This is a genomic window from Caballeronia hypogeia, assembly GCF_001544875.2.
GTDB classification, from domain to species: domain Bacteria; phylum Pseudomonadota; class Gammaproteobacteria; order Burkholderiales; family Burkholderiaceae; genus Caballeronia; species Caballeronia hypogeia.
Map to the genome: position 1 here is coordinate 98176 of NZ_FCOA02000022.1, position 23350 is coordinate 121525.

The 23350-nt window shown below is 63.8% G+C and carries 23 protein-coding genes; 14 read left to right on the plus strand and 9 right to left on the minus strand.

What is annotated here, in order from left to right:
* Positions 1 to 22 precede the first annotated feature (22 nt).
* Together AWB79_RS26580 and AWB79_RS26585 are read right to left on the minus strand one after the other, a co-directional pair.
* Positions 23 to 1411, minus strand: coding sequence for a NarK family nitrate/nitrite MFS transporter (locus AWB79_RS26580; protein WP_061170432.1), 1389 nt, complete (start codon positions 1409 to 1411; stop codon positions 23 to 25).
* A 2-nt stretch (positions 1412 to 1413) separates the two neighbouring features.
* Complete coding sequence (locus tag AWB79_RS26585) at positions 1414 to 2706, minus strand: MFS transporter (protein WP_061170433.1); 1293 nt, start codon at positions 2704 to 2706, stop codon at positions 1414 to 1416.
* Between the two features lie 393 nt (positions 2707 to 3099).
* Here AWB79_RS26585 and cyoA point away from each other — a divergent pair, with 393 nt between their 5' ends.
* The 8 genes from cyoA (at position 3100) to AWB79_RS26625 (ending at position 10556) form a co-directional block, all read left to right on the plus strand.
* A complete protein-coding gene (gene cyoA / locus AWB79_RS26590; RefSeq protein ID WP_061170434.1) occupies positions 3100 to 3987 on the plus strand; it encodes a ubiquinol oxidase subunit II in 888 nt (295 codons plus the stop codon).
* Positions 3988 to 3990: 3 nt separating this feature from the next.
* The gene (gene cyoB, locus AWB79_RS26595) at positions 3991 to 6000 is read left to right on the plus strand and encodes a cytochrome o ubiquinol oxidase subunit I (protein ID WP_061170435.1); all 2010 of its coding nucleotides are present in this window, start codon (positions 3991 to 3993) and stop codon (positions 5998 to 6000) included.
* Positions 6001 to 6609, plus strand: a complete 609-nt coding sequence (gene cyoC / locus AWB79_RS26600) for a cytochrome o ubiquinol oxidase subunit III (protein ID WP_061170436.1) — start codon at positions 6001 to 6003, stop codon at positions 6607 to 6609. It abuts the gene before it with no gap.
* A complete protein-coding gene (gene cyoD, locus AWB79_RS26605; RefSeq protein WP_061170437.1) occupies positions 6609 to 6941 on the plus strand; it encodes a cytochrome o ubiquinol oxidase subunit IV in 333 nt (110 codons plus the stop codon). Before cyoC ends, cyoD begins: the two co-directional genes overlap by 1 nt.
* A gap of 188 nt (positions 6942 to 7129) precedes the next feature.
* The gene (locus AWB79_RS26610; RefSeq protein ID WP_061170438.1) at positions 7130 to 7657 is read left to right on the plus strand and encodes a 2,4'-dihydroxyacetophenone dioxygenase family protein; all 528 of its coding nucleotides are present in this window, start codon (positions 7130 to 7132) and stop codon (positions 7655 to 7657) included.
* A gap of 62 nt (positions 7658 to 7719) precedes the next feature.
* On the plus strand, positions 7720 to 9021 hold the full coding sequence (locus AWB79_RS26615; protein ID WP_061170439.1) for an MFS transporter: 1302 nt from the start codon (positions 7720 to 7722) through the stop codon (positions 9019 to 9021).
* Positions 9022 to 9037: 16 nt separating this feature from the next.
* Complete coding sequence (locus AWB79_RS26620; RefSeq protein ID WP_061170440.1) at positions 9038 to 9748, plus strand: SDR family NAD(P)-dependent oxidoreductase; 711 nt, start codon at positions 9038 to 9040, stop codon at positions 9746 to 9748.
* Positions 9749 to 9758: 10 nt separating this feature from the next.
* Complete coding sequence (locus tag AWB79_RS26625) at positions 9759 to 10556, plus strand: IclR family transcriptional regulator (RefSeq protein WP_061170474.1); 798 nt, start codon at positions 9759 to 9761, stop codon at positions 10554 to 10556.
* Here AWB79_RS26625 and AWB79_RS26630 read toward each other — a convergent pair.
* Positions 10553 to 11944 (minus strand): AarF/UbiB family protein, encoded by a 1392-nt coding sequence (locus tag AWB79_RS26630; RefSeq protein WP_232471027.1) that lies wholly within the window; start codon positions 11942 to 11944, stop codon positions 10553 to 10555. The two genes, AWB79_RS26625 and AWB79_RS26630, sit on opposite strands and share 4 nt — an antisense overlap.
* Before the next feature lie 262 nt (positions 11945 to 12206).
* On the opposite strand from AWB79_RS26630, the gene AWB79_RS26635 reads away from it, so the two are divergent.
* The 3 genes from AWB79_RS26635 to AWB79_RS26645 all read left to right on the plus strand — a co-directional run bounded on the left by AWB79_RS26635 (position 12207) and on the right by AWB79_RS26645 (position 14257).
* Positions 12207 to 13145 carry a serine hydrolase domain-containing protein gene (locus tag AWB79_RS26635; protein WP_061170442.1) on the plus strand — a complete coding sequence of 313 codons (939 nt, stop codon included), beginning with the start codon at positions 12207 to 12209 and terminating at the stop codon, positions 13143 to 13145.
* Positions 13146 to 13281: 136 nt separating this feature from the next.
* Positions 13282 to 13641 carry a hypothetical protein gene (locus AWB79_RS26640; RefSeq protein ID WP_061170443.1) on the plus strand — a complete coding sequence of 120 codons (360 nt, stop codon included), beginning with the start codon at positions 13282 to 13284 and terminating at the stop codon, positions 13639 to 13641.
* 265 nt (positions 13642 to 13906) lie between these two features.
* Complete coding sequence (locus tag AWB79_RS26645) at positions 13907 to 14257, plus strand: hypothetical protein (RefSeq protein ID WP_232471028.1); 351 nt, start codon at positions 13907 to 13909, stop codon at positions 14255 to 14257.
* 3 nt (positions 14258 to 14260) lie between these two features.
* On the opposite strand, the gene AWB79_RS26650 is transcribed toward AWB79_RS26645, so the two are convergent.
* Positions 14261 to 14725, minus strand: a complete 465-nt coding sequence (locus AWB79_RS26650; RefSeq protein ID WP_061170445.1) for a response regulator — start codon at positions 14723 to 14725, stop codon at positions 14261 to 14263.
* A gap of 201 nt (positions 14726 to 14926) precedes the next feature.
* Between AWB79_RS26650 and AWB79_RS26655 the strand changes: the two genes are divergently transcribed.
* On the plus strand, positions 14927 to 15166 hold the full coding sequence (locus AWB79_RS26655; protein WP_061170446.1) for a hypothetical protein: 240 nt from the start codon (positions 14927 to 14929) through the stop codon (positions 15164 to 15166).
* Here AWB79_RS26655 and AWB79_RS26660 read toward each other — a convergent pair.
* The 3 genes from AWB79_RS26660 to AWB79_RS26670 are packed head-to-tail and all read right to left on the minus strand — an operon-like array spanning position 15163 to position 19457.
* Complete coding sequence (locus AWB79_RS26660; RefSeq protein ID WP_232471029.1) at positions 15163 to 16701, minus strand: efflux transporter outer membrane subunit; 1539 nt, start codon at positions 16699 to 16701, stop codon at positions 15163 to 15165. The two genes, AWB79_RS26655 and AWB79_RS26660, sit on opposite strands and share 4 nt — an antisense overlap.
* Before the next feature lies 1 nt (position 16702).
* Complete coding sequence (locus AWB79_RS26665) at positions 16703 to 18289, minus strand: DHA2 family efflux MFS transporter permease subunit (protein ID WP_061170448.1); 1587 nt, start codon at positions 18287 to 18289, stop codon at positions 16703 to 16705.
* A 4-nt stretch (positions 18290 to 18293) separates the two neighbouring features.
* Positions 18294 to 19457 (minus strand): HlyD family secretion protein, encoded by a 1164-nt coding sequence (locus AWB79_RS26670; protein WP_061170449.1) that lies wholly within the window; start codon positions 19455 to 19457, stop codon positions 18294 to 18296.
* A gap of 260 nt (positions 19458 to 19717) precedes the next feature.
* On the opposite strand from AWB79_RS26670, the gene AWB79_RS26675 reads away from it, so the two are divergent.
* Positions 19718 to 20272, plus strand: coding sequence for a universal stress protein (locus AWB79_RS26675; protein ID WP_061170450.1), 555 nt, complete (start codon positions 19718 to 19720; stop codon positions 20270 to 20272).
* Here the strand turns inward: AWB79_RS26675 and AWB79_RS26680 are convergent.
* Positions 20251 to 20997 carry an IclR family transcriptional regulator gene (locus AWB79_RS26680; RefSeq protein WP_061170451.1) on the minus strand — a complete coding sequence of 249 codons (747 nt, stop codon included), beginning with the start codon at positions 20995 to 20997 and terminating at the stop codon, positions 20251 to 20253. The genes AWB79_RS26675 and AWB79_RS26680 overlap by 22 nt on opposite strands.
* Positions 20998 to 21107: 110 nt before the next feature.
* Between AWB79_RS26680 and AWB79_RS26685 the strand changes: the two genes are divergently transcribed.
* Positions 21108 to 22295, plus strand: coding sequence for a fumarylacetoacetate hydrolase family protein (locus AWB79_RS26685; protein ID WP_061170452.1), 1188 nt, complete (start codon positions 21108 to 21110; stop codon positions 22293 to 22295).
* Positions 22296 to 22311: 16 nt separating this feature from the next.
* On the opposite strand, the gene AWB79_RS26690 is transcribed toward AWB79_RS26685, so the two are convergent.
* Entirely contained in the window at positions 22312 to 23301 is a 990-nt protein-coding gene (locus AWB79_RS26690) for a substrate-binding domain-containing protein (protein WP_061170453.1), read from the minus strand.
* Between the last annotated feature and the right edge of the window lie 49 nt (positions 23302 to 23350).

The following is a 23350-nucleotide window of genomic DNA, read 5'->3' on the forward strand; positions in this document are numbered from 1 at the left end:
CGCATACGCCTTTCGGACTAGTTCAGCACGGCATGTCCGCGTTGCGGCGCGCGTAGCAGAACCACGTGACCGCCGCGCACAGCGCGTAAAACGCGATGAAGCACCACAGCGCCGCGTTGGGCGAGCCGGTCATGCTCATCGATGTGCCGAAACTGCGCGGAATGAAAAAGCCGCCATACGCGCCGATCGCGCCAGCGAAGCCCAGCACCGCCGCCGATTCCTTGCCGGCCTCATGAAACGCCTGCTTTTTGCGGAAGTCGGACTGGCCTTCGGCTTCGCGCTGCTTCTGCGTGAGGAAGATCACCGGGATCATGCGAAAGGTCGAGCCGTTGCCGATGCCGGTCAGCGCGAACAGCGCGATGAACATGGCGAGAAAGCCGGCGAAACTGCCGTCCGTGCCTTCGTGCGGCAGGCACGTCATCACGCCGAACACGGCCGCCATCATCGCGATGAAGGTCCACAGCGTGACGCGCGCGCCGCCCAGCCGGTCGGAGACCCAGCCGCCTATCGGACGCGTGAGCGCGCCCGCGAGGGGGCCGAGGAACGCGTAGGCAGTCGGATTGACCGACGGAAACTCCGCCTTCGTCAGCAGCGCAAGCCCCGCCGAGAAGCCGATGAACGAACCGAACGTGCCGATGTAGAGCAGGCACATCAGCCAGTTGTGCTTGCGCCTGAAGATGACCGCCTGCTCGGCAAACGATGCTTTCGCGTCCGCGATGTCGTTCATGCCAAACCACGCCGCGACCGACGCGATCACGATGAACGGCACCCAGACGAAGCCCGCGTTCTGTAGCCAGATGCCGCGCTCGACGCCGTTAGACACCCAGGTCTGGCCCTCGCCCGCGAACGCGCCGAACACGCTCGCCGAGATCACGAGAGGCGTGACGAATTGCACCAGCGACACACCCAGGTTGCCGATGCCCGCGTTCATGCCGGTCGCGAAGCCTTTCTTCGACTTCGGAAAGAAGAAACTGATGTTCGCCATCGACGAGCTGAAATTCGCACCGCCCAGGCCGCACAGCAAGGCGAGCACGAGCAGCGTCGAATAGCTCGTGGACGGGTCGCGCAGCGCGAAGCCGAGCCCGAGCGCCGGAATCAGCAGGCTCGCGGTCGAAAAGGCGGTAAAGCGCCGTCCGCCGAAGATCGGCACGAGGAACGAATAGAAGATGCGCAGCGTCGCGCCCGAAACCGACGGCAGCGCCGTCAGCCAGAACAACTGGTCCTTCGTGAAATGGAAGCCGCCGCGGTCGAGATTGACGACGGCGACGCTCCAGAGGGACCACACGGCGAAGGCCAGCGCCAGCGCGGGAATCGAGATCCACAGGTTGCGGCGGGCGACCGATTCGCCGGTGGCCCGCCAGAAGTCCGTGTTCTCGGGCTCCCATCGGGTGAGGAGGTAACGTGATGACATGATCAGGGCCTGGTGACGTTGACGGCGCGTTGCGGATTCGCCGCGCGCGCGGAAGGTTGGAACGTGAAGTGCATGCAGATCAGGCTGACGGCGGTCGCACCGAACATCAGCATGAAACAGGTGGTGCGCACGCCGGTCAGATCGACGAGCAGTCCGAAGAGAATCGGGAGCAGGAAGCCGGCGAGCCCGCCCGCGAGGCCGACGACGCCCGACACCGCGCCGATGTTCTCGGAGAATTCATCCGACACGAACTTGAACACCGACGCCTTGCCGACCGCCATCGCGACGCCGACGAAGAACATCAGCACGGTGTAGGCGACCGGCCCCATCGAGAGGTGAAAACTGAGCGGACCGTTCTTCGCGTGGACGACGAAGTCCGTTACCGGATAGCTCAACAGGAAGAAGCACGCGAGCGCGACCCACATGACGATCCACGTCGTGCGATACGCACCGAAGCGGTCGGACATCCAGCCGCCGAGCGCGCGCAGCACGCCGCCCGGTAGCGAGAAGCACGCGGCGAGAAACGCGGCATGTTCGATGCCGAAGCCGTACTGATTGACGTAGTACTGCGGCATCCACAGCGCGAGACCCACATAGCCGCCGAACACGACCGAGTAATACTGCGCGTAGCGCAACACGCGCCGGTCTTTCAGCACGGCCATCTGGGCGGAGAAGCTTTGCGTGCCGCCGCTGCGGTGCGCCGGGTTCGACGCCGACATGAACCAGAAAAGCAGGGCGGTGACGAGCATCGCGATCGAATAAACCTTCGGCACGATGGTCCACGTGCCCGCTGCGAGAATCAGCACCGGCGCGACGAACTTGGTAAGCGCCGCGCCCGAATTGCCCGCGCCGAAGATGCCCATCGCGAGGCCCTGGCGCGACTTCGGAAACCAGCGCGCGACGTACGGCGTGCCGACCGAAAACGACGCGCCGGCAACGCCGACGAACAGGCCGAGCACGAGGAATTGCCACAATTCGGTGGCGTAGCCGATGAGCCAGATCGGCACGATGGTCACGGCCATCGTGCAAAAGAACACGATGCGTCCGCCGAAGCGGTCGGTCCAGATGCCGAGCGGTACGCGCGCGAGCGAGCCGGTGAGCACGGGTGTCGCGGCGATGAGGCCGAATTCCGTGTCCGTGAGGGCGAGTTGTTTCTTGAGTGGAATGCCCAGAATGGCGAAGACCATCCAGACGGCGAAGCAGATGGTGAATGCGAATGTGCTTGCGCCGAGCACACGCCATGCGCGCGTGCCGGTCGGGGCGTGGGTTTCGAGACTTGCGTTGACGACGCTCATCGTCCTTTCCTTGTCGTTGTAGCTTTGCCGACAAGCGTAGGGAGCACCGCGAGACATGCCTATCCGCCGGGCGGATGCAGCGGCGATATGCCGCTAGTCAAAGCGGCGTAGTTAAAACGGACAAGCCGCACGGATCAACGCTTTATTACACCCTTGACTTCACCTCTTCGTTGTAGACTTCGTGGCCCTTTCGCGCTACAACGTGGCCCTTTCGCGCTACAAGCCAAGGCCCGAATTCACCGCGACACCCTGTCGCATCAGCTTGATCTGAAACAATTTTCCAAACATTCGCCTCATCGCGATAAATCGCGCGTGGCATGATCTTGACGCGGCGCAAAGCCGTGCAACGGCGTTCTTCCCGGGACGCTTCGATCATAGAAACCAGCGAATGCAATGAATGAAAATACCCACCGTTTAGCAGTGCCATTGTTATCGGGGTTGATAGCCAGTCTCGGTCTCTCGGGCTGCAAGCTGGAAGTGTTGGACTCGAAAGGCGTGATCGGCGCAGCGGAATCCTCGCTGATCGCCACCGCGACCTACGCCATGCTTCTGGTCGTCGTCCCGGTGATCCTGCTCACCCTGTTTGTCGCATGGCGCTATCGCGCGACCAACAAGAACGCCACCTACGCGCCGAAATGGGCGCACTCCACGGCCATCGAAGTCGTGGTCTGGGCGATTCCCGCGGTCATCATCCTTTATCTCGGCATCCTGACGTGGAAATCCACACATGAGCTCGATCCGTACAAGCCGATCGAATCGAACGTCAAGCCGATCAATGTCGAAGTCGTCGCGCTCGACTGGAAGTGGCTGTTCATCTATCCGGACCTTGGCGTCGCGTCCGTGAACCAGCTCGCGTTCCCGGTAGGCACGCCGGTGAACTTCCGCATCACGTCGGATTCGGTGATGAACTCGTTCTTCATCCCGCAACTCGGCAGCCAGATCTACGCGATGGCCGGCATGCAGACGCGCCTTCATCTTCAAGCCGATCACGCCGGCGACTACGCGGGCATTTCCGCCAACTACAGCGGCGCCGGCTTCTCCGACATGAAGTTCCGCGCGCTCGCCATGTCGCCTGCCGAGTTCGATGCATGGCTCAAGAAAGTCAAAACAGCACCCGAAGCATTGAGCATGGACGTCTATGCCGGCGTCGCGCGCCCGAGCGAGAAGGTCGCGGTGCGCTATTTCTCGACCGTCGATCCGAAGCTGTTCAAGAACATCGTCGCCAAGTACAACAACGGCCGTTTCGATGTGAATGGCGAAAACTGTGTAACCAAGGGGTAAGCCATGTTCGGCAAACTAACGCTCGAGGCGATCCCGTACCACGAACCCATCATCATGGGGGCGACCGTCTTCATGGCGATCGCAGCGCTCGGTACGGCCGCTCTCATCACCAAACTCGGCAAATGGGGCTGGCTCTGGCGCGAGTATCTGACGTCGGTCGATCACAAGCGCATCGGCGTCATGTATCTCGTCGTCGCCGGGCTCATGCTGGTGCGCGGCTTCGCCGACGCCGTCATGATGCGCATCCAGCAGGCCATCGCGCTCGATTCGCCCGGCTATCTGCCGCCGCATCACTACGATCAGATCTTCACGGCGCACGGCACCATCATGATTTTCTTCATGGCCATGGCGCTGCTGGTCGCGTTTTTCAACCTCATCGTGCCCCTGCAGATCGGCGCGCGTGACGTGGCCTTCCCGTTCATCAACTCGCTGTCGTTCTGGATGACGGCCGTGGCCGCGATCCTGATCAACCTGTCGCTGTTCGTGGGCGAGTTCTCGGCTACGGGCTGGCTCGCGTATCCGCCGCTCTCCGAGACGCAGTTCAGTCCGGGCGTCGGCGTCGATTACTACATCTGGGCCTTGCAGTTGTCCGGTGTCGGCACGCTGCTGACCGCCGTGAACTTCTTCGTGACCATCGTGAAGATGCGCGCGCCAGGCATGACGTGGATGAAGATGCCGGTGTTCACGTGGACCGCGTTCTGCTCGAACGTGCTGATCATGGCGACGTTTCCGATCCTGACCGTGGCGCTCGCGCTGCTGGCCGCGGACCGTTACCTCGGCATGCACTTTTTCACGAACGACGGCGGCGGCAACCCGATGGTCTATCTGAACCTGATCTGGGCCTGGGGTCACCCCGAGGTCTATATCCTGGTTCTGCCCGCGTTCGGCATCTACTCGGAAGTGGTCTCGACGTTCTCGAAGAAGCCGCTGTTTGGCTACAAGACGATGGTCTGGGCGACGTGCTGCATCATGGTGCTCTCGTTCCTCGTGTGGCTGCACCACTTCTTCACGATGGGTTCGGGCGCGAACGTCAATGCCTTCTTCGGCATTATGACGATGATCATCTCCATCCCGACCGGCGTGAAAATCTTCAACTGGATTTTCACGATGTATCGAGGCCGCGTGGAAATGACCTCGCAGGTCATGTGGACCATCGGCTTCATCATCACCTTTACGCTCGGCGGCATGACCGGCGTGATGCTCGCCATTCCCGGCGCGGACTTCGTGCTGCACAACTCGCTGTTCCTGATCGCGCACTTCCATAACGCGATCATCGGCGGCGTGGTGTTCGGCTACTTCGCGGGCGTGTCGTACTGGTGGCCGAAGGTGTTCGGTTTCAAGCTGGATGAGAAACTCGGCAAGAAGGCATTCTGGTGCTGGTTCGTGGGCTTCTTCGTGGCCTTCGTGCCGATCTACATCCTCGGCTTCATGGGCGCGACGCGCCGCCTGAATCACTACGACAACCCGGCATGGCAACCGTACTTCACGGTCGCGGCAATCGGCGTGGGCATCATCGCGCTGGGCGTGGTGTTCCAGGTCCTGCAGATCGTGGTCAGCATCCTGCGCCGCAATCAGCCGGCTTATCGCGATGTCACGGGCGATCCGTGGGATGGCCGCACGCTCGAATGGACGATGAGCTCGCCGCCGCCGGTCTACAACTTCGCGAAGATTCCGGCAGTGCGCGCACTCGACGACTTCGCCGACGTGAAGGAAACCGGCCGCATCGATGCACGTCCGTATCGCGACATCCACATGCCGTCGAACACGAGCGCGGGTCTCGCGATCGGCCTGTTCGCCCTGGCGTTCGGTTTCGCCGCGATCTGGCATATCTGGTGGCTGGCCATCGCGGGTCTCGTGGGTATCGTCGCGACCGCGATCGGCTACAGCTTCCGCGACAACGCGGGCTTCATCATCCCGGCCTCGTCCGTCACTGCGAACGAAGAGCGCAACCGTCCGCCGAAGACGCCTGCAAAGGCCGGCACGGAACGCGAACTCGAACTGGAGGCAATGTAAATGTCGCAATCGACACTCTCCGCGCAACACGCGCATGACCAGGAGCACGAGCATCAGTCGCATTCGGTGTTCGGCTTCTGGGCCTACCTGATGACCGACTGCGTGCTGTTCGCGTCGCTGTTCGCGACCTTCGCGATGTTCGCGATGCAGACGGCCGGCGGTCCCACGGGCAAGGATCTGTTCAATCTGACCGATGTCGCGTACGAAACCGGCCTGCTCCTGATGAGCAGCCTGACCTTCGGCCTCGCGATGATTTCGGCACTGCGCAAGAAGAAGGGCGGCGTGCTCGCGTGGCTGTTCGTCACGTTCCTGCTAGGCGCGGGCTTTCTGTGGCTCGAAATGTATGAGTTCGCGCATCTGATCGCCGAAGGCGCGGGTCCGCAACGCAGCGCGTTCTGGTCGGCGTTCTTCACGCTGGTCGGCACGCACGGTCTGCACGTTTCGATCGGCATGATCTGGCTGGTCGTGCTGGCGGTGCAGATCATGCGCAGTCCGCAAATGAGCGAGCGCGACATGCGCCGCCTCGCCTGCCTGAGCCTCTTCTGGCACTTCCTCGACATCGTCTGGATCTGCGTGTTTTCGTTCGTCTATCTTGGGAGCGTCGTCTGATGGCACATACGCATACCGAATCAAGCGATTTCCCGCACGTCACCGTGCGTGGTTATCTCATCGGCTTCGTGCTGGCCGTCGTGCTCACCGTGTCTTCGTTCTGGGCTGTGACCTCGGGCGCGTTCAAGGGCGAAAGCGCGCTCGTCGCGCTTGCGGTGCTGGCCGCGGTGCAGGTCATCGTGCATGTGGTGTTCTTCCTGCACGTGAACGCGTCGAAGGGACAACGCTGGCATGCCATGTCGTTCGCATACACCATTCTCATGTCGCTGATCCTGATCGTCGGCACGGTCTGGGTCATGCATAACGTGCACATGCTGATGATGGCGAGATAATCCTCGACCTTCATCGACCGATGAGAAACGGGTCCGCGCGAGCGGGCCCGTTTTTTTTCGCCTGAACGTTTTGCAGGCCCACTGCACGAATTCGCCGTCTGCTAAAGAATCTTGACAATCGCCGTCGCGAAGCACACCATCTGTCCATAATTTGATTTCAAAATCCACAATCTGGACAAGGAGACGCAATGAGCGCGCCCAAACCGGCGGCGGACGCCATGACGCCGTATCAACTTCCCTTCCCGAAAGAAGCGCAAAAAGAGATCGTCATCGGAAGCGCGATTCCCACTGACGAACGCGAGTGGGTTCCGCAAGCCGAGAACGTGTGGTTTCGCCCGCTGTGCCTGAACGTCTCGACCGGCTACTGGATGAATCTTCTGCGCGTGCGCAAGTCCGGTGTGCTGTCGCGTCACCGGCATCCGCAGGCCGTGCACGGCATGGTGCTGAAGGGCCGCTGGCGCTATCTGGAGCACGACTGGGAAGCGACCGAGGGCAGTTACGTGTTCGAGCCGCCCGGCGAAACGCACACCCTCTACGTGCCGGAAGACGTCGAAGAAATGATCACGTACTTCCAGGTGAACGGCGTGATGTTCTATTGCGACCCCTACGGCAACTACACCGGTTACGAAGACGTTTTCACCAAGGTGGATATGTGCCGCAAGCATTACGAGGCGGTCGGACTCGGCGCTGACTTCGTCGACCAGTTCATCCGCTAAATCCGCTAAACACGCCCAACTCAACCTCTATCAGACTCAAAAGAGCATCCGGAGGAGACACCATGCTGGAAAAATCACCGCGCCTGAAGCGCATTCAGGTCGTCGCGATCACGTTTCTGATGCTTGCGGGCATCGTGAACTACCTCGACCGCAGCACCTTGTCGATTGCGAATCATTCGGTCACGCAGGAACTCGGCCTCTCCGCCTCGCAGATGGGCCTGCTGCTCTCCGCGTTCTCGTTCGCGTACGCGTTTTCGCAGTTGCCCGTCGGCGCGATGCTGGATCGTTTCGGCGCGCGCGTGATGCTCGGTCTGGGCATGTTCGTGTGGTCGGTGGCGCAGTTGTTCGGCGGCCTCGTGACGAACCTGCACCAGTTTCTCGCGGCGCGCATTGCGCTCGGCATCGGCGAGGCGCCGCAGTTTCCGGCGGGCGCGAAGGTCGTCTCCGAATGGTTCGCGCAACGCGAACGCGGCAAGCCGACGGGCATCTTCGTTACCTCGTCGACGATCGGGCCCGCGCTCGCGCCGCCCATTCTCACCGTGCTCCTGCTTTCTTTCGGCTGGCGCAACATGTTCGTCATCATGGGCGCGCTCGGCATTGCGGTGTCGATCGGCTGGTACATCGTCTATCGCAATCGCCGCGACGTGAAGCTCGAATCCCACGAACTCGCGCATCTGACCGAAGGCGAACCGGCGCAGCGCGCCGAACGCAGCATGACGTTCGCGGAGTGGCGCGGCCTGTTCGGCAAGGCGACGACCTGGGGCATGATTTTCGGCTTCATGGGCGTGATCTATATGGTCTGGCTCTATCTCACGTGGCTGCCCGCGTATCTCGAACACGAACGTCATCTGACCATCGCGAAGACCGGCTGGGTCGTCACGATTCCGTATCTCGCCGGCACGCTCGGCATGCTCTCGTCTGGCTTCATCGCCGATGGCCTGATGGCGCGCGGCATGGCCCCGATACGCAGCCGCAAGTGGCCGATCTGCTCGGGTCTCATCGGCGGCGCGCTGTTCACCGTGCCCGCCGCGTTCACGCCGAATCTCACGCTCGCCATCGTCTATCTCTCGGCGGCAATGTTCTTCGTCAACATGGCGAGTGGCGCGGCCTGGGCGCTCGTGTCCGTCGCGGCACCGCGCCACATGGTCGCGTCTCTCGGCAGCATTCAGAACTTCGGCGGCTATTTCGGCGGCTCCTTCGCGCCGTTCATCACGGGTCTGGTGGTCGACAAGACGCACTCGTTCGTCAACGCGTTTCTGATCAGCGCGGGCGTCGCGTTTGCGGCCGCGCTCGTCTACATGTTCGTCGTGCGTTCGCCGATTCAGGATACCGAGCAGCAGGCCGAAGCCGTTCCCGTCGTCTGATTTTCAAAACCACGTCATGACTTTTCAAGCTGATCTCTTCAAGAGCAAGACCGTCGTCGTGACGGGCGGCACGCAGGGCATCGGCGCGGGCATCGCGCAGCAGTTCTCGGCGCTCGGCGCGCGCGTGATCGCGGCCGGCCTTTCCCGCACCGATATGCCCGGCATCGAAGTCGTCGAACTCGATGTCGCCGATAGCGCCAGCGTCGGCGCGCTCTACGAACGCCTCGACGCGCTCGACGTGCTCGTCAACTGCGCCGGCATGATCCGGCGCGGCGACGAGCACGACATCGAGACCTTCGAACGCGTGATCGCCGTGAATCTGAACGGCACGATGCGCATGTGCGCGGCGGCCCGCCCGCTGCTCGCGAAAGCCAAGGGCTCGATCGTCAACACAGCGTCGATGCTGACGTTTTTCGGCGGCGGCCTCGTGCCCGCGTACAGCGCGAGCAAGGGTGGCGTCGCGCAACTGACGAAGTCGCTGGCGATCGCCTACGCGACGGACGGCATTCGCGTGAACGCGGTCGCGCCTGGCTGGATCGCGACGCCGCTCACGCAGGCGCTGCAGGACGACGACGGCCGCTCGCAGGCCATCCTCGAACGCACGCCGATGAAGCGCTGGGGCCTGCCCGAGGACGTCGCGCGCGTCACGGCGTTTCTGGCGTCGCCGGCGGCGTCGTTCATGACCGGCGCGATCGTGCCGGTCGATGGCGGCTATCTCGTGGCATGATGCGGGCACCATGCCTTCAGACACTCACGCACTCGACGCCGCCAAGGCCACCGGCACCGCCGCCTTCTCGAAGTTCATGGCGGTGCTGCAACTGATCGCCGACGCCGCCGAGCCGCCAACCATTGCGCGTCTTGCGGCGGCGAGCGGCTATCCGCGCCCGACGGTGTACCGGATCGTCGGCGCGCTGATCGCGGAGGGGCTGGTCGTCGAGAACGTGCGCGGCGGCTGCTACGCGCTCGGCCCGCGCCTGATGTCGCTCGCGAGCCGGAGCTGGGAACGCTCGGACTTGCGCGTCGCCGCGACCGACGCCTTGCGGACCTTGCGCGACGCGACGCAGGAAACCGTGCATCTGGCGGTGAAGAGCGGCGCGGAGATGGTGTACATCGAGAAACTGGAAAGCCCGCATGCCGTGCGCATGGCCTCGCGCATCGGCACGCGCGTAACGCTGTATTCGAGCTCCGTCGGCAAGGCTTATCTGTCGACGCTGACATCCGCCGAACGCGATGCGCTGCTGCAAGACATCGCGTTCGAGCGCTTTACGCCAAACACCATCGTCGACCGAAGCGCGCTCGACGCCGAACTCGACGCCACCCGCGAACGCGGCTACTCGGAAGACCGCGAGGAAAACGAGGCGCAGATTTTCTGCTACGGCAGCGCAATCGTCGGCGCGAACGGCGCGACGCTCGGTTGCGTGAGCGTCAGCATTCCGCTGTTCAGAAAAAGCGCCACGCCGATGGAGACGTATATCGAACCGCTCAGGCAAGCGTGCCGAGCGATCGCCGATTGCCTGTGTCCGGGCACGCGCTAGCGGAACACGGTGCCGTGCGTGTCCTGTGAAGCCGCCGCGCGCTTCGCGATCAGCGCGGGCAGGCGCGGCAGCGTATGCGGCCAGTGCGTCGCCTCGTGTGCGAAGCGTGCCGCCAGATTGCGCAAGCTGAACTGATCCGCCGCCAGCCGCAAGACGACCTTGCGCGCGATCTTCCACACATCGACGCCCGGCGCGAGTTCCTGCGCCATGCGCTCGATGCGCTCCGCGGACCTCGACAGCATCACCGCGCGCGACGCGATGCGCCCGTGCGCCTCACTGAACATATGCTCGGCGGGCGCGCGGCCGATCGCGCCGAATAGATGAGCAACGCCGACGTTGCGCCGCGCGTGCGGCGAGGCGAAGCGCTCCGCCTCGCGCCGGTATGTCGCCTCGACACGCACTTCATGGTGTGTCGCGTTCGTTTCCGGCCGACCATGTTCGAGATGCGCGCGGGCCGCCGCCTTGTGATCGCCTTCCATCAGCGCATGCGACACGCCAACGAGAAACTCTCGCTCGTGCGCGGCGAAGATCATCATCGGGTTGTCGGCTTCGAGCACGATCTGGCCGCGCGTCTGCCCCTCGACGCTCACGCGCGCGCCCGCCGCGTCGAGCCCCGCGTGATACAGGCCGACGCCCAGCGCCATCTCGAAGAACGCCTCGATCAGGGTGGCGACGACGTCGGCCTGATCGAGTCCGCATGACGCGATCCCCGCGGCGTCCGAAAGGGCCACAGTTTCGATCTCGCGCGTGGTCAGCACGGCGTCGTTGCAATAGTCCCAGAGCACTTCGGGCACGGCGAGGCGCTTGTCCTCACGCAAGCGGAAGCGCAGATAGCTCTGATCGGCCGCGCGCTGGCGCAGGTCGATCATCGCGTCGACGCTTTCGCGCGCGCGGCGCACCCATTCCACCGGGTGCATCTCGCGCGCCTTGGGCGAACGGCGTTCCGCGAAGCGCGCCGCCGCGAGCGCAAGCGCGAGATCGTCGTCGAGTTCGGCGCGCGCGTCGGCGCGCAGCAATGTGATGCGCACCGGAATATCGCCGATGCGCGCGCGGTGCGTCTGCTCGGCTACGCCTGAGCGCAACGGCGTGTCGCTGAGTTCAGCAAGTTCGAACGCCAGCGTGGCGGGAAACGCGGCTTTGCAGGCGGCCCGAAAGCGTGGCGCATCGTAGGGCGTGAACAGGCCGTCGAGTTCGGCCAGCGCGACGCGCACCGCGGTTTCCGCGAGCGCGGGATGACTCGCGAGCGCATCCGACGCGTTTTCGAGCACGCGCGACAGTTGCGACAACGCCGGCACACCCGCGCCGAGCGGAGCGGCGCGCGCGCCATGCGACGCGAAAAAGCGCGCCACGCGCGTCATCGACGCGCCGTTGTCGCTGGCATGGGTCACATGGCTTTCACGGACGAATGCGCGGCCAAGCCGCCAAAGCGTCGCGAGTCGTCGGACGGGCAATTCAGCCTCGTTGAAAGTGAGTTGAAACCGTTGTATGGCTACGTTGCCGTCTTGAGTGGCACCGGATTTGCTAAACGTCTAACACAATATGTAACACGGTTCTGCATGGCGTGCACGTGGACGCAACGGTCACGTCATCGCGATTCATCGGAAACATTTGCTTCGTCATCCTGTCAATATTCATATTTCACACACACCCATGGCGTCATTCAAGGAACAGGACTTCGCTTCGCTGCGTCATGCACTGGCCGATCAAGGCGGCGTGCGCAGTTTTGTCGTCGCGCGCGATGATGCCATCGCGTTCGAGCATCATCGGCATGATGTCGCGCCAGAGAGCCTGCAGGACATCAACTCGGTCACGAAGACGGTCGTAGCGCTCGCGGTCGGTGCGGCGTTGCGAGAACGCCTGCTGCCGCCGCTCGATACGCCCGCGCATCATCTCGTGCCGCAGATGCAAGCTGCGGACCTCGACCCGCGCGTGCGGCACATAACGCTCAGGCATCTGCTCGACATGACCTCGGGTTTCGAGTGGGATCAGAGCGTCGTCGACGACTGCGTGCTCGGTCCATGCGAGCGCTTCGCCGGGCGAGACAGCCGGTTGCGCTTCATCGTATCGCGGCCCTTCGCACACCCGCCCGGCGCGCGTTTCCAGTACGACTCGCACGCGTTGCAGTTGCTTTCGGTCGCGCTGGAATCCGCGACCGGGCGCACGCTCGAATGTTATGCGCGCGACACGCTGTTCGCGCCGCTCGACATTGCCGCGAGCGAATGGATCGGCGACGAGGCGGGACACACCTTCGGCGGTCGGGGTCTCATGCTGCGCGCTCGCGACATGATCAGGCTGGGCATTCTGATGATGGATCGCGGCGCATGGCGTGGTGCGCGCGTCATCGACGAATGGTTCATCGACGAAGCCACGTCCGTGCAAAGCGAAGGCGGCCCGCCAATGGCCGACGCGAAGTACGGCTATCTCTGCTGGATCGACCCCCGCTATTTCTTCGCGGCCGGCTACGGCGAGCAGTTCATCTTCGTGGCGCCGCGAGAGCGGACCGTCGCCGCCATCACCTGCGAGAACGACGAATCCCACAAAGGCGTGCGCGCGCTGTTCGAGCAGTACGTGCTGGGCGCGTCGGGATGATCGGGCAAGGCATTGTTTCGCGTGGCGAATCGATCTGTTTTCATTGCGCGCGGAGGGCTTAGGATGTGTCTTACGGAATTCTTAGGCGCTTTCGACTTAAATACCGTTCATCCAATCCGAACCGGGTCCGCGCGAAATGAACGCTCCTCAAATCTCCGTCGATGCACAAGGCAATACCGTCGTTTCCCTTTCCACGCCGATCAGCGAGCACTGCAAGAGCCGCGCGCGCCTGCTGGCTTCCCTGGTCAACATGGTTGCCGCGCCGGGTGGCTTCGAGCAGTTTTCGCACTTCCCCGATCCGATGAAGCGCGACATCCTCGCTCTGATGCATTCGATCGTCGAAGAACAGCTTCCGGGCATAGAAGCGCTGGAGCAGCACACCGCGCAGTCGTACTACGAACGGGGCGTGAATGCGGCGGCGGAGCATTATCGGAAAACTGACCAGCCGGCGAGCATCGAAATGCCTCAACCACTCGACTACTCCCAGCAGCGCTGATCCTCGCGCGAGACGCCAAACCGAACGCCCCTGCATGAGCATGCAGGGGCGTTTTGCATTTCCATCGACGAGAATTGACACGCGCGCGCAACGAATCGTATCTTTTTGTCGAAGAGCATCTCAGAAATACCTTAATAAGTTATCTTATTAATCAGCAACGCTGCAGCGTACCCACATCAAGAACGTTGCCGTTTCAAGCACATCTGCGCGAAGAATCATAAGAGACATTCTGAGAGACCTCATGCAACACCATTACGAACGGCCGATGGCAAAGGCCATGTACATCCTTGGGCAAATCGGCGCGATCATCTGTCACGAAAGCGGGCCGTGTCCGCAGACGGCAGTGCTGACGAAAATGGCCTCGCGGCCTGCCGAGGGCTTTTCGATCGCCGTCGCGAGCATGGACGAGCTGTGCTCGCCGCAGCTCGGAAACCGCCGCACGCTGCTGCGATGGAAGCATCGCGAGATCCGCCGGTTGCGCCGCATGCTGCCCGATCCGCTGCCGACGGCCGCATCCGCGCAGTCGCAGATGCCCTTCTGGGACGGCTACTGCCGGTACTGGCAAGACATGCTGAAGGCGGACGCTCAAAACGACGCCGAACGTCCCGCCGCTTGAGGCCTAGCTGCGCAAGCGAGCCGTCGCACTCTCGCCGTCCTGCTTCGAGAAATAATCCCTGATTACCGCGATCATGCCTTCGATTTCCGTCGGCTTGACGAAGTACCCGTTGAAGCCGGTGCGCTGCGCGCGCGTCATGTCTTCGGGATCGGTGCGGCTCGTGTGCGCGATCAGCAGCGTGGAAAGATCGATCGCGCGGATCGCCTCGGCCGCTTCCCAGCCGTCGCCGAGCGGCATCATCAGATCGAGCAGCACCACGCCCGGGCGCCACTTGCGCGCGAGCGTCACCGCGTCGAGTCCGGTGTGCACCGCGCGCACGGTGAACTCGGCGTCCTCGAGCGCAAGGCTGATGGCGCGCGTCGCCTCCATATCATCATCGGCGATCAGCACGCGCGGCTCGTCATGGCGCGTCGCGGGTAGCGGAATCTGCCAGAGCGCTTGCGAAGAAACACGGTCGTGTCGTTGCATCTTGTTTGCCTCGGAATGGACGGAGATGACAGCAACGATCGTTCCGCCGGAAGGCCCGGTCGTTCGGCATCAAGCGCGGCGCGGGCCGCCGACGTTACACTTCGGGAATACCCGTGGCCGTCGCGGCACGCAGCCGTACGAGCGCCGTGCAGCTTTTGCACCAGCCGTGTCGTGCGTGCACCCCAAACAAGAGGCTAGTCGATGTTCGTCGTATATTGGCTTGGCGGCAACCCTTACGCCGAAGGCACCGCCTCCTGCAAACGCTTCGATGCGAACGCGCTCGCCGACGCGCTGCGCTTCGCGGAGGAGCTGCGTCGGCGTCAGGCCGATGGCGAGGACATCGGCTTCGTCACGCTATGCAGTGAAAACCCGCATTCGGTCGGCAAGCCAGGCGTGGCCGATCCGCCAGCCGATTACGACTGGAAGAAACGCCGTCCTTAATTCCGCGCCGTCGCGGCCGCGTCCTCTTCCCAGCCGCCGCCGAGGGATTTGTATACGGCGATCAGATTCGTCGTTACGTTGACGGTCGATTGCGCGAGCTGCTCGCGTGTCTGCGCGAGCTGGCGTTCGGCGTCGAGCACGGTGACGAACGGCGTGATGCCCTTGCGATAGCTGTCGGTGGCGAGTTGCAGACTGACGCGGTTCGCCTCGACCGTGCGTTCGAGCGCGGCGCGCCGGTCCTGCTCGGTGCGATACGACACCAGCGCGTTATCCACTTCCTGCAACGCGTTCAACACCGTCCGACGATACTGCAACGCCGCCTGGCCAGCCTGAGCCTTCGCCACACGCACGTTCGCGCGCAACGCCCCGCCCTCGAAGATCGGCAGCGAAATGCTCGGCCCCACCGACCAGAACAGGCTCGACCAGTGCGCGAGATAACGCGCCTTGGTGGCCCGCGTACCGACTTGCCCAGTTAGTGAGATATCCGGATACAACTGCGCCACCGCCACGCCCACTTCCGCGGTTGCGGCGTGCAGTTGCGCCTCGGCCCGGCGGATGTCGGGGCGCCGGCGCGCGAGGGTCGATGGCAAGCCGACCGGCACCGTCGGCGGCACGGGTGGCAGGGCGCTCGGGTCGGACAGCTCCGCATCCAGCGTGCCGGGCGGACTGCCGATGAGCACGGCGAGGCCGTTCATCGCCTGCGCGATCTGCGCATCGAGCGACGGGAGTTGCGCCTGCAACGATCCGACCTGCGCGCTCGCGCTCTGCACGTCCTGCTGGCTCGTCAGGCCGACGCGCGCCTGCTCGCGCGTGAGATCGAGAATCTGCTCCTCGGCGTCGATTTCGGCGAGCGTGATCTGCTTGATCGCCTGCGCGCCGCGCAATTGCGCATAGGTGCGCGCGACTTCGGATTCGAGCGAAACCAGCGCATCGTTGCGGCTTTCGATTTCTGCCTGCGTCTGCGCGTTCGCCGATTCCACCGAGCGTCGCACGCGGCCGAAGAGATCGAGTTCCCACGACGCATCGAAGCCGTCCTGATAGAGCGTGACCGGCCCCGTCGCCGAATCGATGCCCTGACGGATCTGCGCGCCGTTCGCGCCGAATCCGTTCAGCTTGTCGTACACGCCTTGCGATTCGAGCAGGCCCTTCAGGCCGAGTTGCTCGCGCATGACGCTCGCACTTGCATTGACCTGCGGCAAGCCTTGCGCCGCCGCCGACACACTCTCCGCGCGCGCCGCCGCGATCCGCAGCACGGCGCTCTGCAAATCGAGATTGCCCGCGGCCGCGCGTTCTATCAGCGAGTCGAGCATCGGATCGTTGAACTGCTTCCACCAGCGCGGATCGGGATCGGCGGCGGTCTGCACGGTCGAGGGGGTTTCCGCATGCGGCACGCGCGGATCGCCGGGCGCATTCCGCGCGCGTTGCGTGTCGCTCCAGGCGTCGGGAACGTCGGCTTTCGGCGGGGTGAAGTCCGGGCCGACCGCGCATGCGCTCAACGCGAGCGCGAGCATCGAAACACAAAGTCTCGGCTTCATCTCAATGCCCTCCCGCCTTGCCGGATGCCTTCACCGGCGAAAAGAAAAACGTGAGCGGTATGAACATGAACGCGAAGATCGCGCACGCGGCGAACACGTCGAGATAGGCGAGGATCGTCGCCTGCGATATCAGCGTCTTGTACATCTGGCCGGTGGCCGCGTCCATTGCCTGCGTCATGGTCTGGCCAGTGTCCATCAGCGTGCGCGCGATGCGATGCACCGTGTCGTTGTACGGCTGATTCAGCGGCGTCAGATGCTCGACCATGTGCGCCATGTTCGCCTGCGTGCGTTCGCGGATCATCGCGGTCGAAAGCGAGATGCCGATCGAGCCGGCCACGTTGCGGAACATCGTGAAGAGCGCGGAGGCGTCGTTGTTGAGCGACTTCGGCAACGACAGATACGCGAGCGTCGTCACCGGCACGAACAGAAAGCCGATGCTGATGGACTGCGCGCTGCGCATCTTCGTCAACGTCACATAGTCGATGTTCGGCACGAGATGATGCGAATACAGCAGCGCGCATCCCATCAGAAAGAAGCCGAACGTGACGAGAAAACGCGTCTGGATCACGTTCATCAGCTTGCTGACGACGGGAATCAGGAACACGATGCAGATCGCGCCCGGCGAGAGCACGAGTCCCGCGAGCGTCGCCGTGTAGCCGAGCTGCTGTTGCGCGAGTTGCGGGATCAGCACGGCGCTTCCGTACAGCACCGAAGCGAAGCCGAAGATCGCCGCCGAGCCGAGCGCGAAGTTGCGGTCCTTGAGCACGCGCAGATCGACCACCGGCTTCTTCGCGTACAGGAGCCAGAAGGTCGCGCCCACGATGCCCACCGCCGCGAGCACGGCGAAGGTCACGATGAAGTTCGACGAGAACCAGTCGTCGTCTTCGCCGCGATCGAGGAACACTTGCAGGCAGCCGAGCCCGAGCGCGATCAGGCTGATGCCGACCACGTCGATGCCCACCTTCTTCGCGTCCTGCTTCTTCTCCCACGGCGGATCTTCGACGAACTGCATCACCGCGATGGTCGTCAGAACGCCGACCGGCACGTTTATCAGAAAGACCCAGCGCCAGGTGAAGTTGTCGGTGATCCAGCCGCCGAGCGTCGGCCCGAGCACCGGCGCGACCACGATCGCGACCGCGGATATCGAGAACGCGCGGCCGCGCTGTTCGGACGGGAAAGTATCGAGAATGATCGACTGCTGGCTCGGCTGCAATCCGCCGCCGAAGAATCCCTGCAGAATGCGAAACACGATGAGCTGCCCGAGATTCGACGCGATGCCGCACATGAACGAGCAGACCGTGAACGCCGCAATGCAGATGAGAAAGTAGCGCTTGCGCCCGAGTATCTTCGAGAAATACGCGGACAGCGGCAGCACGATGCCGTTCGCGACGAGATACGACGTGAGCGTCCAGGTCGCTTCGTCGTAGCTCGCGGACATGGTGCCGGCGATGTGCGGCAGCGCGACGTTCACGATGGTCGTATCGAGCACTTCCATGAACGCCGCGAGCGTCACGACCACGGCGATCAGCCACGGATTCGAGCTGGGCTTCCAGCCGCTGTGGTCGTGTTCTGCCTGGGTATCGCTCATGGCGTCAGTGCCTGAGCATCACGGTCGGCTCGACGGAGAGCCCGAGCGGCAGCGATGTCTCCGGCTTCAACCCATCGTCGATGAGAATCTTCACCGGCACGCGCTGCACGATCTTCACGAAGTTGCCGGTTGCGTTTTCGGCGGGGAACGCGGAGAAGCGCGAGCCGCTGCCGAGCTGCACGCTGTCCACGTGACCGTGCAGCTTCATGCCGGGATAGGCGTCGATTTCGATATCGACCTTGTCGCCCGGCTGCATGCGCCCGAGTTGCGATTCCTTGAAGTTCGCCGTGATCCACACGCGTGTCGTCACCAGCGAAAGGATCGTCGTGCCTGCCTGCAGGAACGAGCCGTATTGCACGTTGCGCCGCGTGATCCAGCCGTCGGCGGGGGCGCGCAGTTCCGTGTACGAGAGATTCAGTTGCGCGGCTTCGACTTGGGCTTGCGCCTGGCGCACCTGCTGCCGCCGTTCCTCGACGTTCGCCACCACCTGCGCGATCTGCTGCGGCACGAGGCTCGCGGTGCGCACCTGCGCGCGCGCCTGCGCGACGTTCGCCTGCGCGCTCTTTTGCTGCGCGGTCGCGGTGTCGATGTTCTGTTGCGAGGTCGCGCGGATATCGACCGAACGCTGCCGTTCGTACGCCGCGCTCGCCTGGGCGAGATTCGCGCGCGCGGTGAGTTCCTGCGCCTGAGCCTCCGCGAGTTGCGCGGGATACCGAACGCGCGCGACTTCGAGCTGCGTCTGGGCCGCATGCAGTTGCGCCTGCGCGAGGCCGAGTTGCGCGCTTGCCTGATCGAGTTGCGCCTGATAATCGCGCGGATCGATTTTGATGAGCAGATCGCCCTGGTGGACGAAGCGGTTGTCGTCGATGTTCATCGTCACGACATAGCCCGATACCTTCGGCGCGATCGTGACGGCGTCGCCATCCGTGTAGGCGTCGTCAGTGCTTTCCTGATTGCGCGTCATGAACCACCACACGAAGGCGCCGATCGCAAGCACCACGACCACGATGCCGAGAATGATCAGCGGCTTCTTGCCGGGCTTTTTGCGCTGTTTGCCGCCTTCGCCTGCGCTTTTGTCAGCGTCTTTCGCGTCTTTATCGTCATGCCCGGACGCGGGCTCGTCGTCGCGCTTTTCGTCCTGATTGTCGGAATCGTCTCGGTCTGACATCGCCGCTCACTTTGGGATGAAGTCCCGGACGAACGCCGGGCAGAAGGCATTTCGAGCGCTCACGATCAGCAAGCGCTGTTCCCCCGCGGCTACGGCGCCGCGCAAACCGAACGCGCGTGCCGGCTGGCACGAAAACGCTAATTGTTCGCTTTGAAGTCCGGCGATGCGCTAATTAAGCCGCTTTGTAAAAGCTGCGCTCATTCGCGCCTAACTTTGCGCGCCGATGATCCGGTCTGAGCGATACGAACCGGAGAGACATCATGTACAAGCACATTTTCGTCGCCGTGGGCACGAGCCTCAGCGAAAGCGCCCTGAGCACGGCCATCTCACGCGCGCGCCAGTGCAACGCGCGTCTGACGGCGCTGCATATCGTCGATCAGGCGCCTTGGTGGGCAATCATCACGGCCGATAGCAACCGCGGCGAAACACTCGACGTGATCGACGATCACGCGCGCGCGGTCGTCCGTTATGCGTCGCGGCTGATCGATAGCGCGGGCATCGATGGCGTCGCGCGCAGCGTGACGCAGCCGCTCGACGGCACCAGCGTCGGCGAGCTGATCGCGAAGGAAGCGCAGGCGGCGGGCGCGGATCTGATCGTGCTCGGCGGCGAAGCGGACACCGGCTGGCGACATGGCGAGTCGCGCCTGCGCGACGTGGTCTGCCTGCATGCGCGCTGCGACGTGCTGATCGCCGCGCACGCGCCCGCGCCGCCGTACGCCGAAAAGGAAATGGAAACGATCGAAGCGCGCTTCGCCGCGTCGCTGGGGGGCGCGGAACCGCGCCCGTCGCATCGTCAGAGCGCGCCGCGCAAGTGAGCCGCGAGCTGGACGATGCCGATCGAAATCTGCTTTTCGCGCTTCGGATCGAGCCGGCCGACGGGAACGCTCGTCGACACCGCGACGCGCTTCCCCGCCGGCGTCATCCCGACATAAGCCGCGAAACACGCGAGCCCCTCGGTCACTTCCTCCCGCTCGAGCGCCAGTCCGCTCGTGCGAATGGCGGCGAGCTCGCGCAGCAGACCCGCGCGCCGCGTAATGGTGCGCGGCGTCACCGCTTCGAGACGCTCGGGCAGGCGCTCGATCACGGCTTCGTCGGAGAATGAGGCGAGCAGCGCCTTGCCGAGCGCGCAGCAATGCGCGGGCAGACGCGAGCCCAGATCCGACACGAGCCGCACCGGCCGATGCGCGTCCTCCCGCGCGATGTACACGACCTGCACGCCATCGAGCACCGCAAGCTGCACGACCTCGTTGTGCTTGTTGATGAACGCGCCCGCGCCTTCCCTAAACGCCGCCTGCAGCTTGTCGTGCCGCACGTAGGCGTTGCCCAGCTCGAAAAGTCCGACACCGATCATGTAGCCGTCGTCGCGTTTTTCGATCCACTGCATGCGCGCGAGCGTTTCGAGCATCAGATAGAGCGTGCTGCGCGACAGGCCGGTCGCTTCGGCGAGCGCCGCTGCGCGCACCGGCTTCGCGGCGGCGGCGAGCGCTTCGAGAATGTCGCTCGCGCGGCGCAGCGCGGGGACGTCGTAGAATTTTTCCATTGGGCGATATTCCAACAGGTTGGATAAATAATCAACCCGATGGACACTGCCGGGGACGCGGGCTACGATCGGCTTTCCCTTTTCGCCTGCCTTCGGACTCTCTCGACTTCATGCAAACCGTCAACGTCTCCTCCTGCCTGCCCGAAGATTTCGCGGACGCCGTGCTGATCGGCCGCGTCTGGCGCCCCGCACCCGTCAACGGTCCCGCCGTCGTGGCGGTCCGCAAAGGCGAAGTGTTCGACATCACCCGCGCCGCCCCGACCACCGCCGATCTCTTCGATCGGACCGATGCGCTCGATATCGCGCGCAACGCAGAAGGCGAGCATCTCGGCAACGTGCAGGACTTGCTGCAAGCGACGCTCGACGCCACCGCCCTCGCCCCGCGCCTGCTCGCGCCCTGCGACGTGCAGGCGGTGAAAGCGTGCGGCGTGACGTTCGCGGTGAGCCTGCTGGAGCGCGTGATCGAGGAGCAGGCGGGCGGCGACGCGAGCAAGGCACAGGAAGTGCGCGACACGATCAACAAGCTGATCGGCGCGGATCTCTCGAAGATCAAGCCCGGCTCGGACGCGGCGATGAAGCTGAAGGCCGAACTCGAGCGTCGCGGCGCGTGGTCGCAATACATGGAGGTGGGCATCGGGCCGGATGCGGAGGTGTTCTCGAAATCGCAGCCGATGTCGTCGGTGGGCTTCGGCGCGGACGTCGGCCTGTATCCGACTTCGCAGTGGAACAACCCGGAGCCGGAGATCGTGCTGGCGGTGAACGCGCGTGGCGAAATCGTCGGCGCGACGCTCGGCAACGACGTGAACCTGCGCGACATCGAAGGGCGCAGCGCGCTGCTCCTCGGCAAGGCGAAGGACAACAACGCGTCGTGCGCGATCGGTCCGTTCGTGCGTCTGTTCGATGAACGCTTCACGCTGGATACGGTTCGCGGCACGAGCCTGTCGCTGCGCATCGAAGGCGCGGACGACGGCTTCGTGCTCGAAGGCGTGAGTCACATGAGCGAGATCAGCCGCGATCCGGCGGATCTCGTCACGCAGACGCATGGCGCGCATCACCAGTATCCGGACGGCTTCGTGCTGTTCCTGGGCACGATGTTCTCGCCGATCAAGGATCGCGACACGCCAGGCGGCGGCTTCACGCATCATCTGGGCGATGTGGTGACGATTTCCACGCCGAGCCTCGGCGCGCTGGTGAATACGGTGCGGCTGTCGACGGAAATCGAGCCGTGGACGTTCGGCGTGCGCGCGCTGTATCAGAGTCTCGCGGCGCGGGGGTTGATGAGCGCGGCGGCGCAGTAACGGACTTCCGCGCGTTTCACGACGCCCCGAACCGGAACCCCTTCGCCTGCGCCTTCGTCACGAGCTGAACCGGCGTCTCCATGTACGGCGACAAATCCCGCTGTCGCCGTCTCTCCAGCAGCGCCTTCACCGCGACATCCACGCCAAACACCGCCTGCCGCGCGCCGAACTGCTCGACGGTTGCGAGCAGGCGGCCGTCTTCGAGCATCGGCTGCACCGCGTCGATGTTGTTGTAGCCCGTCACCTGCACGCGACCTTTCTTGCCGGCAATGCGGATCGCGTCGATCGCGCCCATCGCTATGTTGTCGTTCGCGCACATCAGCCCGCGGATGTCCGGGTGCGCGTAGAGCATCTGCAGCGCGCTCGCCTTGCCGCTCGCCGCAGTCCACTCGCCGCCGTCCGTGTCGGCCACGCGCATGCCCGCCGCGCTCATCGCTTCCCTGAAGCCGACCGTGCGTTGCTGCGAATTGCGGTCGTTCGCCGGCCCTTCGATGATGCCGACCTCATCGCCCGCCTTGAGCTTCGACGCGAGATATCCGCCGACGAGTTTGGCCCCGCGCCGGCTGTCCGGACCCACGAACGGGATGAACACTTTCGCCTGTTCCTGCGCGTTCTCGTCGAATGGATTGTCGATCGCGATCACGATGATGCCCGCCGCGATCGCCTTCGCCGCCACGGGCAAGAGCGCCTTCGAATCGGCTGGCGCGATGACGATCGCGTTCGTCTTCGCCTCGATCAGCGTCTCGACGATGCTGATCTGTCCGGCCACGTCGTTATCGGTGAGTGTGCCGTGCGTCGTGAGATCGAGCTGGGATGTGTAATGCCGCTGATAATTGCGCGCGCCCTCGATCATCGACACGACGAACGGATCGTTCAGCGACTTCATCACGAGCGCGACGGTCGCCTTGCCATCCGATGACGCCGCCCGCGCGTCGCGCAGGCGCGCGATACCGCATACGCTGATGGCGCACGCGGCAAGCAGGCGGCGGCGGGCAAGGCTCGTCATGGCTTTTGAGACAAGGGGAAACTTCTCATTGTAAGCGCACGCGCCCGGC